Genomic DNA, 16,596 nt, shown 5'->3' with positions numbered 1-16,596 from the left:
TCTCAGACCGCTGGCGGATCGAGAGGGTTGATGGCGCGTAAAGCGCAACCGAAATTCCCGAAAAAACCGCCGGCGAACCCGGCGGTTTTTTTTCGCCCTTCGCCACCCGGTCGCCGCCGCAGCGGTCCCGCGGCCCCGACCGAAACCACTGAATCGCTTGAATTGATGAATCTGCCGCACGCGCATTGACCGAACGGCGCCCTCAACCGCTTTGCATGGGACCGGAGTAACCGCTAAAGCGCTAACTCCGGTCGACATAGGAGAAACAGCATGCCCCCGCACAATACCGACGACGTCCGCATTCGCGAACTCAAGGAACTGACGCCGCCCGCCCACCTGATCCGCGAATTCGCGTGCTCCGAAGCCGCGTCCGAGCTGATCTACAACTCGCGCGAGTCGATGCACCGCATCCTGCACGGGATGGACGACCGGCTGATCGTCGTGGTCGGGCCGTGCTCGATCCACGATACGAAGGCGGCGATCGAATACGCGGGCCGGCTCGTGAAGGAGCGCGAGCGCCTCAAGGGCGAATTGGAAATCGTGATGCGCGTGTACTTCGAGAAGCCGCGCACGACGGTCGGCTGGAAGGGGCTCATCAACGATCCGCACCTCGACAACAGCTTCAAGATCAACGAAGGGCTGCGCACCGCGCGCGAGCTGCTGCTGCAGATCAACGAGATGGGGCTGCCGGCCGCGACCGAATACCTCGACATGATCAGCCCGCAGTACATCGCCGACCTGATCTCGTGGGGCGCGATCGGCGCGCGCACGACCGAGTCGCAGGTGCACCGCGAGCTCGCGTCGGGGCTGTCGTGCCCGGTCGGTTTCAAGAACGGCACCGACGGCAACGTGAAGATCGCGGTCGACGCGATCAAGGCTGCATCGCAGCCGCACCATTTCCTGTCGGTGACGAAGGGCGGCCACTCGGCGATCGTGTCGACGGCCGGCAACGAGGACTGCCACGTGATCCTGCGCGGCGGCAAGACGCCGAACTACGACGCGGACAGCGTGAACGCCGCGTGCGCGGACATCGGCAAGGCCGGCCTCGCCGCGCGCCTGATGATCGACGCAAGCCACGCGAACAGCTCGAAGAAGCACGAGAACCAGATCCCGGTGTGCGCGGACATCGGCCGCCAGATCGCGGCGGGCGACGAGCGGATCGTCGGCGTGATGATCGAGTCGCACCTTGTCGAAGGCCGTCAGGACCTGAAGGAAGGCTGCCCGCTGACCTACGGCCAGAGCATCACCGATGCGTGCATCGCGTGGGAGGACAGCGTGAAGGTGCTCGAAGGGCTCGCGGAATCGGTCAAGGCGCGCCGCGTGGCGCGCGGCAGCGGGAACTGATCGCTTGCACCGCAACGAAAAAGCCCGGCTCGCGCCGGGCTTTTTCTATTGGCCGCCGATCATCCGACAGCGCATCACTCGAGTGCGCCCGAGCCGAAGATTTCCGTATTGATGCGCTCCGGCGCGACGCCGAGCGCGACGAGCGCATCGCATTGCGCCTTCATGAACGCGATCGGGCCGCAGATGTAGTAGTCGGCGTCCGGCACCAGCGCGAATTCCTTCACGCGTTCCGGCGTGAGGCGCCCTTCGAGGTCATGGTCGACGCCAGCGCGATCGTTCGGGCCGACCAGTTCGTACACCACCGCGCGCTTGACGTTCGCGTGCTCGCGCACCGTATCGTTCAGCCAGTCGCGGAATGCGTGCACCGCGCCCGAACGGCATGCATGAACGAAGCGCACCTCGCGCTTGCTGCCTTCCGACACCAGCGTCGATGCCATCGACACCATCGGCGTCAGGCCGACGCCGCCGGAGATCAGCACGACCGGCGTATCGACGCCGCGCTTCAGCGAGAATTCGCCCATCGGCGCGGTCACCTCGACGATCGCGCCCTCCTCCACGCCGTCATGCATCAGCGTCGACACCTTGCCGGCCGGGATCGCTTCCGGCTGGCCGACCTCGCGCTTCACCGAGATGCGCAGCCACTTGCCGTGCGGCGCGTCGGACAGGCTGTACTGGCGCGGCTGGTCGACCCCGAGGTCGCCCACGAAGCGCTTCACCGTCACGTACTGGCCCGGCTCGAACTTCGCCGCTTCGCCGCCGTCCGCCGGCGTCAGGTAGAACGACGTGATCTCGTCGCTCTCGCGCACCTTGCGCGCCACCTTGAACGGACGGAAGCCGCTCCAGGCAGCGCCCGCGTACAGGTCGGCCTCGGCACCGATCAGGATCTGCGCGAGCTGGCCATACGCGACCCGCCACGCCTCGAGCGTGTCGGCATCGACCGCGTCGCCGAGCACCTCGACGATCGACGCGAGCAGGTTCTCGCCGACGATCGGGTAATGCTCGGGGCGGATGTTCAGGCTCGCGTGCTTGTGCGCGATGTGCGACACCGCACCGCCGAGTGCGCCGAGATTGTCGATGTTCGCCGCATACGCATAAACCGCCTTCGCGAGCGTTTCCGGCTGGCTGCCGGTCTTCTGGTGCGTCTGGTTGAACAGGTTTTTCAGTTCCGGATGGCGCGCGAACATGCGCTGGTAGAAATGCTTCGTGATTGTCGCGCCGTGCACGGCGAGGACGGGGGCAGTGGCCTTCACGCGAGCCATCTGATCAGCGGTGATGTGGGTCATGTTCGTTCTCCGTTAAACATGCACATACGATACATGTTTAAAAAAACGACTTCACCGGGCAAATTGTCGCAGTGCGCAAAAGCGCGGCGGCGCGCTAGCGTGCGCGCCCACGCTCCCACAGCACGTCCGCCCCGCCGCCCGCGCGGTTCAGCACGCGTGCGAGCACGAACAGCAGATCCGACAGCCGGTTCACGTATCGCCGCGGCGCATCGTTGAGCGTTTCGTTGCGGCCGAGCGCGACGATCGAGCGCTCCGCGCGGCGGCACACCGTCCGGCACACGTGCGCGAGCGACGCCGCGCGCGAGCCGGCCGGCAGGATGAATTCCTTGAGCGGCGGCAGCGTCGCGTTGTAATCGGCGAGCCACCGGTCGAGGCGCGCGAGATGCGTGTCGTCGAGCACCGCATGGCCGGGAATGCACAGCTCGCCGCCGAGATCGAACAGGTCGTGCTGGATCGTGACGAGCGCCGCACGCACGTCGTCCGGCAGCGTCTCGGCGAGCAGCACGCCGAGGTTCGAGTTCAGTTCGTCGACGTCGCCGATCGCCGCGATCCGCGCGTCGTCCTTGCCGATGCGCCGTCCGTCGCCGAGACCGGTGGTACCGTCGTCGCCCGTGCGCGTCGCGATCTTGCTCAAGCGGTGTCCCATGCGAATGTCCTCTCGTGCGCGGCCGCGATGCGGCCCGTTGGGTTGGAACACGATTATCGCAGCCCGCAGCGGGGCTCGCAGCGGGTGTTACAGCGTAGAATGGACCGAAAGTTCGGCAAGCAGTCAGGAGACATTCGTGAATCACCCCGCCCCGCCGGCCGCCACGCGCCGCCCGCTGCCCCCCGCCATGCTCGATGCGCTGCGCGCCGCCTTCGGCGAGCGCGTGTCGACCGCCGACGCGGTCCGCGCCCACCACGGCCGCGACGAATCGCCGTTCGATCCGCAACTGCCCGACGCCGTCGTGTTCGCGCACAGCGCGGACGACGTGCGCGAAGTCGTGTCGCTGTGCTCGCTCTACAGCGTGCCGCTGATCCCGTACGGCGCCGGTTCGTCGCTCGAAGGCCACCTGCTCGCGGTCCGCGGCGGCATCTCGCTCGACCTGTCGGAAATGAACCGCGTGCTGTCGATCAACGCCGAAGACCTGACCGTGACGGTCGAACCGGGCATCACGCGCAAGGCGCTCAACGAAGCGCTGCGCGACACCGGCCTGTTCTTCCCGATCGACCCGGGCGCCGACGCCAGCATCGGCGGGATGACCGCGACCCGCGCATCGGGAACCAACGCCGTGCGCTACGGCACGATGCGCGAGAACGTGCTCGGCCTGACCGCGGTGCTTGCCGGCGGCCGCGTCGTGAAAACCGGCACGCGCGCCCGCAAGTCGTCGGCCGGCTACGACCTCACACGGCTGTTCGTCGGCTCCGAAGGCACGCTCGGCGTGATCACCGAGATCACGCTGCGCCTGCACCCGCTGCCCGAAGCCGTATCGGCCGCGATCTGCACGTTCCCGACGATGGGCGACGCGGTGCGCACCGTGATCGAGACGATCCAGATCGGCGTGCCGATCGCACGCGTCGAATTCGTCGATTCGCTCGCGGTGCGCTCGATCAACCGCCACTCGAACCTGACGCTCACCGAAGCGCCGACGCTGTTCTTCGAATTCCACGGCACCGAAGCCGGCGTGAAGGAACAGGCCGAACTCGTGCAGGCGCTCGCCGGCCAGAATAACGGCCAGGGCTTCGAATGGGCGACGCGCCCCGAAGACCGCACCCGGCTCTGGGCCGCGCGCCACAACGCGTACTTCGCGATGCTGCAATTGAAGCCCGGCTGCCGTGCGGTGACGACCGACGTCTGCGTGCCGATCTCGCAACTCGCCGCGTGCGTCGAGGAAACCGAAGTCGACCTGCGCGCGTCGTCGCTGCCCTGCCCGATCGTCGGCCACGTCGGCGACGGCAATTTCCACGTCGCGATCCTGATCGATCCCGACAAGCCCGAGGAACTCGCCGAAGCCGAGCACATCAACGACCGGATCGTCGAGCGCGCGCTGCGCCTCGGCGGCACCTGCACGGGCGAGCACGGCGTCGGGCTGCACAAGATGCGGTTCCTGCCGAAGGAGCACGGCGACAACGCGATCGACACGATGCGCGCGATCAAGCTCGCGCTCGATCCGCGCAACCTGATGAATCCCGGCAAGATTTTCACGTGCTGAAACGGCGGCGCGACGGCGCGCCGCCTGCTGCAGGAGACCCCATGAACGCTCCCGTCGAACTGTCGAGCGCGGCACGCGCGCAGCGCCAGCGCGAAGTCGTGCAGGCCCTGATGGCCGTGCTGCCGACGCACTGCCTGCTGTACCGCGACGAAGACACGGCGCCGTACGAATGCGACGGCCTGTCCGCCTACCGCCGCCTGCCGCTCGCGGTCGCGCTGCCCGAAACGGAGTCGCAGGTGCAGCGGATCGTGCAGATCTGCCGCCGCATGGAAGTGCCGATCGTGCCGCGCGGTGCGGGCACCAGCCTGTCGGGCGGCGCGCTGCCGATCGCGCTCGGCGTCGTGCTGTCGCTCGCGCGCTTCACGCGCATCGTCGAAGTCGACCCGTACGCGCGCACGGCGACCGTGCAGCCCGGCGTGCGCAACCTCGCGATCTCGGAAGCCGCCGCGCCGTTCGGCCTGTATTACGCGCCCGATCCGTCGTCGCAGATCGCCTGCACGATCGGCGGCAACGTCGCGGAAAATTCCGGCGGCGTCCACTGCCTGAAATACGGGCTGACCGTGCACAACGTGATGCGCGTGCGCGCGGTGACGATCGACGGCGAGATCGTCGAGTTCGGCTCGCTCGCGCTCGACATGCCTGGCCTCGACCTGCTCGCCGTGATGATCGGCAGCGAAGGGATGTTCGCGATCGTCACCGAAGTCACCGTGCGGCTGATCCCGAAGCCGCAGACCGCGCAACTCGTGATGGCGAGCTTCGACGACGTCGTCAAGGGCGGCGAGGCCGTCGCGGCGATCATCGCGTCGGGCATCATCCCGGCCGGGCTCGAGATGATGGACAAGCCGGCCACGCAGGCCGTCGAGGCGTTCACGCATGCGGGCTACGACCTCGACGCAAAGGCGATCCTGCTGTGCGAATCGGACGGCACGCCGGAAGAAGTCGCGGAAGAGATCGTGCGGATGACGGCCGTGCTGCGCGAGCACGGCGCGACACGCATCCAGGTATCGCGCAACGAAAACGAGCGGCTGCGCTTCTGGTCGGGCCGCAAGAACGCGTTCCCGGCCGCCGGCCGCATTTCCGCCGACTATTACTGCATGGACGGCACCGTGCCGCGCCGCGCGATCGGCCCGCTGCTCGCCCGCATCGAACAGCTCGAAACGCGCTACGGGCTGCGCTGCATCAACGTGTTCCATGCGGGCGACGGCAACATGCATCCGCTGATCCTCTACAACGCGAACGATCCGGACGAGCTGCACCGCGCCGAGGAGTTCGGCGCGGAAATCCTCGAATGCTGCGTGGAATTCGGCGGCAGCGTGACGGGCGAGCACGGCGTCGGCATCGAGAAGCTCAATTCCATGTGCGTACAGTTCTCGCCGCAGGAGCGCGACGCATTCTTCGCGGTCAAGCGCGCATTCGACCCGGCCGGGCTGCTGAACCCCGACAAGGGCATCCCGACCCGCGCGCGCTGCGCCGAGTACGGCCGCCAGCACGTGCGCGGCGGGCTGCTGCCGCACCCCGACCTGCCGCGCTTCTGAGCGTCGCGCGCGGCGCACGGCCGGGCCGGCGGCCGGCCGGCGGCGTACCGCCGTGCCCGCGCGGCCGGTTCGCGCGGCGGCGCGGGCATGCGGTCCGCAATACCGGGCTTAGGGATAGTCGCGATGTGGAATCGCGCCACCCCGGTACAATCGACCGAACAACAAATCGAGGCAGCAACCGAACATGGAAGAGGACGACATCGTCGCCGGATGGGCCGAGCGCATCCGCGCGGCCAGTGCCGACGGCCGGCCGCTGCGGATTCGCGGCGGCGGCACCAAGGACTGGTACGGCCAGGCGCTCGAGGGCGAAATACTCGACACGCGCGCGTTTCAGGGCATCGTGTCGTACGACCCGGCCGAACTCGTCGTCACGGTCCGCGCGGGCACGCCGCTCGCGCAGCTTGAAACCGTCCTCGCCGAGTGCGGCCAGATGCTGCCGTTCGAGCCGCCGCACTTCGGCCGCGCGGCCACCGTCGGCGGCTGCGTCGCGGCGGGCCTGGCAGGCCCGCGCCGCGCCACCTGCGGCGCACCGCGCGATTTCGTGCTCGGCGTCACGCTGATGAACGGCCGCGGCGACATGCTGCGCTTCGGCGGGCAGGTCGTGAAGAACGTCGCCGGCTACGACGTGTCGCGGCTGATGGCCGGTGCGCTCGGCACGCTCGGGCTGATGCTCGACCTGTCGATCAAGGTGCTGCCGATGCCTGTCGCCGAAGTCACGCTCAAATTCGAGATGACCGCGACCGACGCAGTGCGCAAGCTCAACGAATGGGGCGGCCATCCGCTGCCCGTCAGCGCGAGCGCGTGGCGCAACGGCACGCTCGTGCTGCGCCTGTCGGGCGCCGAAGCGGCCGTGAAATCCGCGAAGACGCTGCTCGGCGGCGAAGTCGTCGACGCGGTCGAAGCCGAGCGCTTCTGGGCCGGCCTGCGCGAGCATACCGACCCGTTCTTCAACGGCATCCCGCCCGGCTATGCGCTGTGGCGCCTCGCGCTCCCGTCGATCACCGAACCGATGCACCTGCCCGGCACCCAGTTGATGGAATGGGGCGGCGCGCAGCGCTGGTGGATCACCGACGCCGATGCGCAGACCGTGCGCATGAGCGCGAAGCAGGCCGGCGGCCACGCGACGCTGTTCCGCGCGGGCGACGCGTACGACCGCAGCGCGGGCGTGTTCACGCCGCTGCCCGCCCCGATGATGAAAATCCACCGCGGGCTGAAGGCCGCGTTCGATCCCGCGCGCATCTTCAACCGCGGCCGGCTCTACCCCGATCTTTAGGGTCTGTTTACCTATGGAACGCACATGCGAATGCCCGAAATCGCTCGTAGGGCAAGAAGTGAGGAGCGCCGTTTGGCCGAGCCAAACAAGCGACGAGCGACGCCGCCATACGGGCGATTTCGGGCATTCCCGTGGAATGAATTTTTTAATTAGGGGTTGCCACGAGAACGGCCGCTCGCCGCGTTGCGCTCCTTGCGAATACGTCAGTATTCGCGGCGTCACGCTCCTCGCGAGCGGCCGTTCTCGTGGCAACGCATGCGCGTTCCATAGGTAAACAGACCCTAAATGCAAACGAACCTCGCCGATTTCATCCGCAACACGCCCGACGGCGACGAGGCCGACGCGATCCTGCGCAAGTGCGTGCATTGCGGGTTCTGCACGGCAACCTGCCCGACCTATCAACTGCTCGGCGACGAACTCGACGGCCCGCGCGGACGCATCTACCTGATCAAGCAGATGGTCGAAGGCGCGACCGTCACGCGCAGCACGCAGCAGCACCTCGACCGCTGCCTGACGTGCCGCAGTTGCGAGACGACCTGCCCGTCCGGCGTCCAGTATGGCCGGCTCGTCGAGATCGGCCGCAAGCACGTCGAGGCGCAGGTGCGGCGCCCCGTGCAACAGCGTCTCGTGCGCCGCTTGCTCGCGAGCCTCGTGCCGAACGCCGCGCTGTTCTCGCCGGTGATGCGGCTCGGCCAGCACGTGCGGCCGCTGCTGCCGAAGCGGCTGCGCGACAAGGTGCCGCCGCGCACGCGGCTGCTCGAATGGCCGAACCGCACGCATACGCGCAAGATGCTGATGCTCGGCGGCTGCGTGCAGCCGTCGATGCTGCCGAACATCAACATCGCGACCGCACGCGTGCTCGACGCGCTCGGCATCGAGACGGTCGTCGCGCCCGACGCGGGCTGCTGCGGCGCGATCCGCCTGCACCTGAACTATCACGACGAAGCGCTCGACGACGCGCGCCGCAACATCGACGCGTGGTGGCCCCATGTCGAGCAAGGCGCCGAGGCGATCGTGATGAACGCGTCGGGCTGCGGCGCGACGGTGCTCGAATACGCGCACCTGCTGCGCGACGACCCGGCCTACGCGGAGAAGGCGCAGCGCATCGTCTCGTTGACGCACGACATCTCCGACGTGCTGCTCCCGTTCGAGGCCGAGCTCGCGACGATCGCGCGGCGCCGCGCAATCCATACCGTCGCGTACCACCCGCCGTGCACGCTGCAGCACGGCCAGCAATCGCGCGGCAAGGTCGAGCGCCTGCTCGAGACGCTCGGCATCGACGTGCGGCTGCCGGCCGACAGCCATCTGTGCTGCGGTTCGGCCGGCACCTATTCGCTGACGCAGCCGTCGCTGTCGTACCGGTTGCGCAAGCAGAAGCTGCTGAAGCTGCAGGCGCTCGAACCGCAGATGATCGTGTCCGGCAACATCGGCTGCATCGCGCACCTGCAAAGCGGCACGCAGATTCCGGTCGCGCACTGGATCCAGCTCGTCGAGCATTTGCTGTACGGCTGACGCGAGCCGCGCGCGCGGCGTCCGTATAATGGGCGGATCGAAGCGCCGCGTGCCGCGGCGCTTCGGCTTCATGCCTGCTTCCGTGCCTGTCTTCGTGCCCGTCATGTCCGATCTCGCCGCCCGCCTCGAATCCGTTCATCGCCGCATCGCCGACGCCGCCCGCGCGGCCGGCCGCGATCCCGCCACCGTGTCGCTGCTTGCCGTCTCGAAGACGTTTCCCGCCGACGACGTGCGCGCCGCGCATGCGGCCGGGCAACGCGCATTCGGCGAAAACTACGTGCAGGAATCGATCGACAAGATCGACGCACTCGCCGACCTGCGCGCGAGCCTCGAATGGCATTTCATCGGGCCGCTGCAATCGAACAAGACGCGCCCGGTCGCCGAACGCTTCGACTGGGTCCATTCGGTCGACCGGCTGAAGATCGCGCAGCGCCTGTCGGAACAACGCCCCGCGCACCTGCCGCCGCTCAACGTGTGCGTGCAGGTGAACATCAGCGGCGAGGCGTCGAAGAGCGGCGTCGCGCCGGCCGACGTGGCCGACGTCGCGCGCGCGGTCGCCGCGCTGCCGTCGCTGCGCTTGCGCGGCCTGATGGCGATTCCGGAACCGGCCGGCGACACCGAAACGCAACGCGCACCGCATCGCGCACTGCGCGCGCTGTTCGACACATTGCGCGACGACGGCCTGCCGCTCGACACGTTGTCGATGGGCATGTCCGCCGATCTCGACGCAGCCGTGCTCGAAGGCGCGACGATCGTGCGCGTCGGCACCGCGATCTTCGGCGCGCGCGATTACTCGCACTGAACGCCGCGCCCTTTCCGCCTTCCCGTTCACTCACTCGCTCAATCGGACATCATGAAAATCGCATTCATCGGCGGCGGCAACATGGCCGCAGCCCTGATCGGCGGCCTGATCAAGCGCGGCGTCGCCGCTGACGGCCTGTATGCCATCGACATCAACGAGGACGTCCGCGCGCGTGCCGCGCAGCAATTCGGCGTGCGCACCGGCGCGGCCGTCGACGCGACGCTCGCCGATTACGACGCGGTCGTGCTCGCGGTGAAGCCGCAGGTGCTGAAAGACGTCGCGCAGGCGCTCGCGCCGCACCTGAAGTCGCAGCTCGTGATCAGCATCGCGGCCGGCATCCGCGGCACGGACCTCGCGCGCTGGCTCGGCGGCTACGCCCGCGTCGTGCGCACGATGCCGAACACGCCCGCGCTCGTCGGCATGGGCGTGACGGGCCTCGCCGCGCTGCCGGGTGTCGACGCGGCGGGCCGCGAACTCGCATCGAACGTGCTCGGCGCGGTCGGCGAGATCGTGTGGTTCGACGACGAATCGCAACTCGATGCCGTCACGGCCATTTCGGGCAGCGGCCCCGCGTACGTGTTCTATTTCATCGAAGCGCTGCAGGAAGCCGCGCGCCGCCTCGGCATGAATGACGAACAGGGCCGCGCGCTCGCGGTCGCGACGTTCGCGGGCGCCGCGCAACTCGCCGCGCAATCGGGCGAACCGGCGAGCGTGCTGCGCGAGCGCGTGACGTCGAAGGGCGGCACGACGGCCGCCGCGCTCGCGTCGTTCGACGCGCAGGGCGTGAAGGAAGCGATCGTGCGCGGCGCGCTCGCGGCCGACGCGCGTGCGAAGGAAATGGGCGACGAGCTCGGCCGCGCATAAGCGCAGCCGTGGTGCCGGCTGCCCTGGCGCCGGACGTAAAAAAGCGGCCATCTGAACTGCACCCCAAAAGTTGGACATCCGTCCGACCTTTGGGGTGTTCTTCATGAGCCGCCTGGATTTCTTGGACAGTGCCGAGTGTTAGTGCCCGGCCTTGCCGAGCCGCTTTTTTATTCGCAATGCGCGCCGGCGCGCGGCTTGGTTCAGTTGCCGGCCAGCAGGTAATGCACGGCGATCCCCGCGAACAGCACGCCGCCGAGCCAGTTGTTGTGCCGGAACGCCGCGAAGCACGGCATCCGTTCGCGGTCCTTGATCAGCGTGTAGTGATACAGCGCACAGCCGACCGCCGCCGCCCAGCCCGCCCAGTACGCGAGGCCGAAGCCGAGCGTCACGCCGATCCACACGTAGATGCCGAGCGTCGCCGCATAACACGCCATCACCGCCGCGACGTCGAAGCGGCCGAAGGTCAGCGCGGACGTGCGGATGCCGATCTTGATGTCGTCGTCGCGATCGACCATCGCGTATTCGGTGTCGTACGCGACCGACCAGAAAATGTTCGCGACCAGCATCACCCACGCGATCGTCGGCACGGTGTCCTGCACGGCCGCGAACGCCATCGGAATGCCGAAGCCGAACGCGATGCCGAGATACGCCTGCGGAATCGCGAAGAAGCGCTTCATGAACGGGTACGAGCCCGCGACGAACAGCGCGACGACGGACAGCTCCTTCGTCAGCGTGTTCAGCGGCAGGATCAGCAGGAACGCGACGAACGACAGCCCGACCGCGATCGCGACGGCTTCCCATGCATGGATCTTGCCCGACGTCAGCGGCCGGTCGGCCGTGCGCTTCACGTGGCGGTCGAAATCGCGATCGGCGTAATCGTTCATCGCGCAGCCGGCCGAGCGCATCAGCAGCGTGCCGAGTGCGAAGATCACGAGCAGTTGCCAGCGCGGATGGCCGTCCGACGCGATCCACAGCGCATTGAGCGTCGGCCAGAGCAGCAGCAGGCTGCCGATCGGCTTGTCCATCCGGACGAGCCGCAGATACAGGGGAAAGCGGGCAAGCATGGCGAAGCACCGGGAAGATAACCCCGGCATTTTAGAGCCGAGCGGCGCTTCGCGTCATGTCGGAGCGGGCCGCAGCCGGCCGCCGCCGTGCGCGGACTGGCCGCCGCGGCCCGCTGCACATGGTTGCGCCGCGATGCACGTATATCAAGGGACAGACTCGAAGCGAACGCGGATCGAGCCGTTCGGCACACCGGCCGCGGTTTGACCCGATACGGGCGGATCGGCCGGGGCCCGTGCCCGCGTTGGGCGGGCTCTACGCCCCGACATCGCAGGTCGGCCGCTGAGCCGAGTGCGTATGCTCGTGCAACGCCCCCGGAATGAACGTCTGGTCGAGGCCGCCATCGCCGAGCCACGCGCGGGTCCGTTCGGCCGCGAGGTCGATCAAGTCCTTGCAGCGGGTGTAGTCGTACGGCGAGACGTCGAGCGGACAGAGCGGCGGCACCACGCAAATCGTGGCGCGACTTTGGTAGAACTCCAGATCGCGCACGAGCTGGCGCGCGATCACGAGCGTCAGCGCATGCATCGCCTGCGCGATCGCGCTTCCCGGTGGCTTGCGCAGCGCGCACGCGAAGCCGGCCGGCAGCACGACGATGCGCGTCGCGCCGCGCGCGACGGCAATCGAGATCGGCGTATTGTTCGCGACGCCGCCGTCGACCATCAGTCGATCGTCGATCCGCACCGGCGGGAACACGCCCGGGATCGCCGCACTGGCGAGCACGGCGTCGACGACGAGGCCCGACGAAAGCACGATTTCGTTGCCGCTGAGCATGTCGGTCGCGACGACGTGCAGCGGCAGCGACGCGCGCTCCACGTACCGATACCGCAGATTCCTTTCCAGCAGCATGCGCAGCGCGGTCGCCTCGACGAGGTGTGCGCGGTTCTGCAGAATCGTCCTCAACAGGCCGAGCATCGAAAACGGCATGATGTCGCGCCGGCGGATGTTGCACCACAGCGCTTCGAGCTTCGCGACGCCGTCGCCGTCGGGCTGCCCGGCGAAATACGCGGCGTTGATCGCGCCGGCGGACGCGCCGACCACGAAGTCGGGCCGTTCACCGTGATTGAGCAGTTCGCGCAGCATCCCCACCTCGATCGCACCGAGGCTGCCCCCGCCTGCAAAGACGAACGCGGTCCGTTCCGGATGCGCGCTTCGATCGAGGGCCATGGTTGTCTCCCGTACCGGGCCAGTAGAGAAGGATGAACGCCGAAGTCTGCGATACAGATTCGCACAAATCGGCAGGCCGCTCAACGACCATCATGCCGGCTCCGGTCGGCGGCGCGCGAAGCCACCGAGACACGACGCTCGTAGCGACGCGCAGCCGGATGACGCAATTCCGCTCCCCGGAGCGTCCGTGCATGCCGTCTTACATCCGGGCGATCGAGACGGACCATGACGCATGACTGCATTGCTCAGCCAGATCAGCCTATGCGCGCAACGGAAAGCACTTCGGCAGATCTTTTCCCGCAGGGCGGAAGCGCCGATGCATTTCCGGCGGACCATGCCGAAATATCTTGTGCTTCAGGCACAGCGAGAACGGATCGGCCAGCAGGCGCGACAGGCCATCCGCGATTTCCATGCGGCCCCTGTCGCTGATGCCGATCTTGATCTGTGTGGTATTTCGCCTCCCGACTATTGTCAGGATTCCTGACTCATCAGGTCGGGCCACCGAAAACGTGTCGGCCAATCCGCATGCCGCGTGCGTGCGGCATCCGTGCGCGGCTTGCCGTGTCGCTTCGCGCGCGAAACCGTGCACTCAGCTTCCCGCAACCGGCGCGAGCGCGTGCAGCGCCTGCGCGACCAGCACGGCCGCGCCGCCGCCGGCGATCGCAAAGCCGACGAAGCGCCGCACGATCGCGGCCGGCGCTCGCGTCACCGGCGCCGCGAACGCGGCGCGCAGGTCCAGCATCATTTGCGTCATGGTCGTCACTCCTTCGACAAGACCTCGGTTCCAGAAGAAACGGCCGGTCGTTCGACCGGCCGCTTCACGCTACTGCGTTACTGCATCACCGCATCAGGATGCGGCCTCGTTCATGCGAGGTCGAAGCGGTCGAGGTTCATCACCTTGTTCCAGGCCGCGACGAAGTCGCGTGCGAACTTCTCCTTCGCATCCGCGCTCCCGTACACCTCGGCCAGCGCGCGCAGTTGCGCGTGCGAGCCGAAGATCAGGTCGACGCGCGTGCCCGTCCACTTGACCTTGCCCGTCGCGCGATCGCGCCCTTCGAACACGTCGTTCGCGGCCGACACCGGCTTCCATTCCGTGCCCATGTCGAGCAGGTTCACGAAGAAGTCGTTCGTCAGCGCTTCCGGACGGTCGGTGAACACGCCGTGCTTCGCATCGCCGACGTTCGTGCCGAGCACGCGCAGGCCACCGACGAGCACCGTCATCTCGGGCGCGCTCAGCGTCAGCAGTTGCGCCTTGTCGACCAGCAACGCCTCGGCCGGCGTCTTGTACGCATGCTTCAGGAAGTTGCGGAAACCATCCGCCAGCGGCTCGAGCACGGCCATCGCGTCGATGTCGGTCTGCTCCGGCGACGCATCCGCGCGGCCCGGTGCGAACGGCACCGTCACCGCCACGCCCGCATTCTTCGCGGCCTGCTCGACGCCGGCCGCACCGGCCAGCACGATCAGGTCGGCGAGCGACACCTTCTTGCCGCCCGTCTGCGCGTCGTTGAACGCCTTCTGCACGCCTTCGAGCGTCGCGAGCACCTTCGCGAGTTCAGCCGGCTGGTTCACTTCCCAGTCCTTCTGCGGCGCGAGGCGGATGCGCGCACCGTTCGCGCCGCCGCGCTTGTCCGAACCGCGGAACGTCGCAGCCGACGCCCATGCGGTCGACACGAGCTGCGACACCGACAGGCCCGATGCGAGCACCTTCGCCTTCAGCGCCGCGACGTCGGCATCGTCGATCAGCTTGTGGTCGACAGCCGGGATCGGGTCCTGCCACAGCAGCTGCTCCGCCGGCACGTCCGGGCCGAGATAGCGGGCGCGCGGGCCCATGTCGCGGTGCGTGAGCTTGAACCATGCGCGCGCGAACGCGTCGGCCAACTCGGCCGGGTTCTCGTAGAAGCGGCGCGCGATCTTTTCGTACGCCGGATCGAAACGCAGCGACAGGTCGGTCGTCAGCATCGTCGGGCGGTGCTTCTTCGACGCGTCGTACGCATCCGGAATCACGTCGCCGGCATCCTTCGCGACCCACTGGTGCGCGCCGGCCGGGCTCTTCGTGAGCTCCCACTCATAGCTGAACAGGTGCTTGAGGAAGTCGTTGCTCCACTGCGTCGGCGTCGACGACCACGTGACCTCGAGGCCGCTCGTGATCGCGTCCGCGCCCTTGCCGGTGCCGAACGAGCTCTGCCAGCCGAGACCCTGCTGCTCGAGGCCCGCGGCTTCCGGCTCGGCGCCGACGTTCGATGCCGGGCCGGCGCCGTGCGTCTTGCCGAACGTGTGGCCGCCGGCGATCAGCGCGACCGTTTCTTCGTCGTTCATCGCCATCCGCGCGAACGTCTCGCGGATGTCAATTGCGGCGGCGACCGGGTCGGGGTTGCCGTCCGGGCCTTCCGGGTTCACGTAGATGAGGCCCATCTGCACCGCGGCGAGCGGGCTTTCGAGGTCGCGCTTGCCCGAGTAGCGGCTGTTCGGGCCACCGCTCAGTTCCAGCCAGATCTTTTCCGAGCCCCAGTAGACGTCGTCCGGTTCCCACGTGTCGACGCGGCCGCCGCCGAAACCGAAGGTCTTGAAGCCCATCGATTCGAGCGCGACGTTGCCGGTCAGGATCAGCAGGTCGGCCCACGAGATGTTGCGGCCGTACTTCTGCTTGATCGGCCACAGCAGCCGGCGCGCCTTGTCGAGGCTCACGTTGTCCGGCCAGCTGTTGAGCGGTGCGAAGCGCTGCTGCCCGCCGCCCGCGCCGCCGCGGCCGTCGGCCGTGCGGTACGTGCCGGCGCTGTGCCAGGCCATGCGAATGAACAGGCCGCCATAGTGGCCGAAGTCGGCCGGCCACCAGTCCTGCGACGTCGTCATCAGCGCGTGCAGGTCCTTCTTCACTGCCGCGAGGTCCAGCTTCTTGAACGCCTCGGCGTAGTCGAAATCCTTGTCCATCGGATCGGACAGCGCCGAATGCCGGTGCAGGACGTTCAGGTTCAGTTGATTCGGCCACCAGTCCTTGTTCGTCGCGCCGGCGCCGGTGGCGTGGTTGAACGGGCACTTCGTTTCGTTCGACATGCGTTTTCTCCTTGGCTTGCTCGTATGGCCTCCACCTGCTCGCTCCGGCAGCGTGCCGGGCGGTCTGTGGAGTGTCATTGCGGGGATAAGAAACGGAACAGGTTGGTCCTCCTGTCGTACTACGGGATGTCGTGCGGGGCCTTCGGCGCGCATTCCCGCCGCGTGGCGCCGCAGGCGGGGCGGCCGGGCAACCGGCTGCCGGCAGGCGTCGCGCCGGTGAGGCGCGCGGTGTTGAAGCGTTCGGACATGCGATGCTTCCTCATGGCTTGACGGCGGGTAAAGCGGGGGCACACGGGACCGGCATGCGGCGACGTTCATCCACCATACACACGGTCCGCCAGGTACGCGAACGCAATCGGACGCAGGCTGCGAATCGCCACCCGGGCGCGATGTACGACCTCGTCGCACGACGGGATGTTCCGCTGCGCGTACTGCAATACCGATCGCATCATGACACCCTCCTTTGACGCTTGCATTCCACGTGCAAATCGAACCTCGACATGACGCCGATCCA

General features: G+C 67.8%; 14 protein-coding genes and 1 pseudogene. 7 read left to right on the top strand and 8 right to left on the bottom strand.

Going from position 1 to position 16,596, the window contains the following annotated elements:
• The first annotated feature begins 270 nt into the window (after nt 1–270).
• The gene (aroG, locus tag LXM88_RS08550) at nt 271–1,344 is read left to right on the top strand and encodes a 3-deoxy-7-phosphoheptulonate synthase AroG (protein ID WP_262541059.1); all 1,074 of its coding nucleotides are present in this window, start codon (nt 271–273) and stop codon (nt 1,342–1,344) included.
• Nucleotides 1,345–1,418: 74 nt separating this feature from the next.
• Here the strand turns inward: aroG and hmpA are convergent, their stop codons facing one another.
• Both hmpA and LXM88_RS08540 read right to left on the bottom strand, forming a co-directional pair.
• On the bottom strand, nt 1,419–2,627 hold the full coding sequence (gene hmpA, locus LXM88_RS08545) for an NO-inducible flavohemoprotein (RefSeq protein WP_262541057.1): 1,209 nt from the start codon (nt 2,625–2,627) through the stop codon (nt 1,419–1,421).
• 94 nt (nt 2,628–2,721) lie between these two features.
• Nucleotides 2,722–3,273: a cob(I)yrinic acid a,c-diamide adenosyltransferase gene (locus tag LXM88_RS08540; protein WP_262541056.1), complete on the bottom strand. Its 552-nt coding sequence runs from the start codon at nt 3,271–3,273 to the stop codon at nt 2,722–2,724.
• A gap of 136 nt (nt 3,274–3,409) precedes the next feature.
• Between LXM88_RS08540 and LXM88_RS08535 the strand changes: the two genes are divergently transcribed.
• The 6 genes from LXM88_RS08535 to proC all read left to right on the top strand — a co-directional run bounded on the left by LXM88_RS08535 (nt 3,410) and on the right by proC (nt 10,805).
• Nucleotides 3,410–4,819: an FAD-binding oxidoreductase gene (locus LXM88_RS08535; RefSeq protein ID WP_262541055.1), complete on the top strand. Its 1,410-nt coding sequence runs from the start codon at nt 3,410–3,412 to the stop codon at nt 4,817–4,819.
• 41 nt (nt 4,820–4,860) lie between these two features.
• Nucleotides 4,861–6,354, top strand: a complete 1,494-nt coding sequence (locus tag LXM88_RS08530) for an FAD-linked oxidase C-terminal domain-containing protein (protein WP_262541054.1) — start codon at nt 4,861–4,863, stop codon at nt 6,352–6,354.
• A 184-nt stretch (nt 6,355–6,538) separates the two neighbouring features.
• Nucleotides 6,539–7,627, top strand: a complete 1,089-nt coding sequence (gene glcE / locus LXM88_RS08525) for a glycolate oxidase subunit GlcE (RefSeq protein ID WP_262541053.1) — start codon at nt 6,539–6,541, stop codon at nt 7,625–7,627.
• A 285-nt stretch (nt 7,628–7,912) separates the two neighbouring features.
• Nucleotides 7,913–9,139, top strand: a complete 1,227-nt coding sequence (gene glcF / locus LXM88_RS08520; RefSeq protein ID WP_262541052.1) for a glycolate oxidase subunit GlcF — start codon at nt 7,913–7,915, stop codon at nt 9,137–9,139.
• 103 nt (nt 9,140–9,242) lie between these two features.
• Nucleotides 9,243–9,941: a YggS family pyridoxal phosphate-dependent enzyme gene (locus LXM88_RS08515; RefSeq protein WP_262541051.1), complete on the top strand. Its 699-nt coding sequence runs from the start codon at nt 9,243–9,245 to the stop codon at nt 9,939–9,941.
• 51 nt (nt 9,942–9,992) lie between these two features.
• Nucleotides 9,993–10,805, top strand: a complete 813-nt coding sequence (proC, locus tag LXM88_RS08510; RefSeq protein ID WP_262541050.1) for a pyrroline-5-carboxylate reductase — start codon at nt 9,993–9,995, stop codon at nt 10,803–10,805.
• Between the two features lie 200 nt (nt 10,806–11,005).
• Here the strand turns inward: proC and ubiA are convergent, their stop codons facing one another.
• The 6 genes and pseudogenes from ubiA to LXM88_RS08480 all read right to left on the bottom strand — a co-directional run bounded on the left by ubiA (nt 11,006) and on the right by LXM88_RS08480 (nt 16,330).
• A complete protein-coding gene (ubiA, locus tag LXM88_RS08505) occupies nt 11,006–11,869 on the bottom strand; it encodes a 4-hydroxybenzoate octaprenyltransferase (RefSeq protein ID WP_262541049.1) in 864 nt (287 codons plus the stop codon).
• Nucleotides 11,870–12,122: 253 nt separating this feature from the next.
• Nucleotides 12,123–13,031, bottom strand: coding sequence for a patatin-like phospholipase family protein (locus LXM88_RS08500; protein ID WP_262541048.1), 909 nt, complete (start codon nt 13,029–13,031; stop codon nt 12,123–12,125).
• A gap of 352 nt (nt 13,032–13,383) precedes the next feature.
• Nucleotides 13,384–13,500: pseudogene (locus LXM88_RS08495) on the bottom strand (DNA starvation/stationary phase protection protein); the annotation flags it as partial.
• Nucleotides 13,501–13,620: 120 nt separating this feature from the next.
• A complete protein-coding gene (locus LXM88_RS08490; protein WP_262541046.1) occupies nt 13,621–13,785 on the bottom strand; it encodes a hypothetical protein in 165 nt (54 codons plus the stop codon).
• Nucleotides 13,786–13,895: 110 nt separating this feature from the next.
• A complete protein-coding gene (katG, locus tag LXM88_RS08485) occupies nt 13,896–16,082 on the bottom strand; it encodes a catalase/peroxidase HPI (RefSeq protein ID WP_262541045.1) in 2,187 nt (728 codons plus the stop codon).
• A 119-nt stretch (nt 16,083–16,201) separates the two neighbouring features.
• Complete coding sequence (locus LXM88_RS08480) at nt 16,202–16,330, bottom strand: hypothetical protein (RefSeq protein ID WP_262541044.1); 129 nt, start codon at nt 16,328–16,330, stop codon at nt 16,202–16,204.
• Between the last annotated feature and the right edge of the window lie 266 nt (nt 16,331–16,596).

The sequence above is a fragment of the Burkholderia sp. S-53 genome (assembly GCF_025560745.1).
GTDB lineage: Bacteria > Pseudomonadota > Gammaproteobacteria > Burkholderiales > Burkholderiaceae > Burkholderia > Burkholderia pyrrocinia.
Note: the sequence above shows the minus strand (reverse complement) of the source record. Positions and strands in the feature narration are given on the sequence as shown.

Bases quoted from the DNA above. Each gene is read 5' to 3' on its own strand.
- aroG (WP_262541059.1), top strand. From the start codon at position 271: ATGCCCCCGCACAATACCGACGACGTCCGCATTCGCGAACTCAAGGAA.
- hmpA (WP_262541057.1), bottom strand. From the start codon at position 2,627: ATGACCCACATCACCGCTGATCAGATGGCTCGCGTGAAGGCCACTGCC.
- LXM88_RS08540 (WP_262541056.1), bottom strand. From the start codon at position 3,273: ATGGGACACCGCTTGAGCAAGATCGCGACGCGCACGGGCGACGACGGT.
- LXM88_RS08530 (WP_262541054.1), top strand. From the start codon at position 4,861: ATGAACGCTCCCGTCGAACTGTCGAGCGCGGCACGCGCGCAGCGCCAG.
- glcE (WP_262541053.1), top strand. From the start codon at position 6,539: ATGGAAGAGGACGACATCGTCGCCGGATGGGCCGAGCGCATCCGCGCG.
- glcF (WP_262541052.1), top strand. From the start codon at position 7,913: ATGCAAACGAACCTCGCCGATTTCATCCGCAACACGCCCGACGGCGAC.
- LXM88_RS08515 (WP_262541051.1), top strand. From the start codon at position 9,243: ATGTCCGATCTCGCCGCCCGCCTCGAATCCGTTCATCGCCGCATCGCC.
- proC (WP_262541050.1), top strand. From the start codon at position 9,993: ATGAAAATCGCATTCATCGGCGGCGGCAACATGGCCGCAGCCCTGATC.
- ubiA (WP_262541049.1), bottom strand. From the start codon at position 11,869: ATGCTTGCCCGCTTTCCCCTGTATCTGCGGCTCGTCCGGATGGACAAG.
- LXM88_RS08500 (WP_262541048.1), bottom strand. From the start codon at position 13,031: ATGGCCCTCGATCGAAGCGCGCATCCGGAACGGACCGCGTTCGTCTTT.
- LXM88_RS08490 (WP_262541046.1), bottom strand. From the start codon at position 13,785: ATGACGCAAATGATGCTGGACCTGCGCGCCGCGTTCGCGGCGCCGGTG.
- katG (WP_262541045.1), bottom strand. From the start codon at position 16,082: ATGTCGAACGAAACGAAGTGCCCGTTCAACCACGCCACCGGCGCCGGC.
- LXM88_RS08480 (WP_262541044.1), bottom strand. From the start codon at position 16,330: ATGTCCGAACGCTTCAACACCGCGCGCCTCACCGGCGCGACGCCTGCC.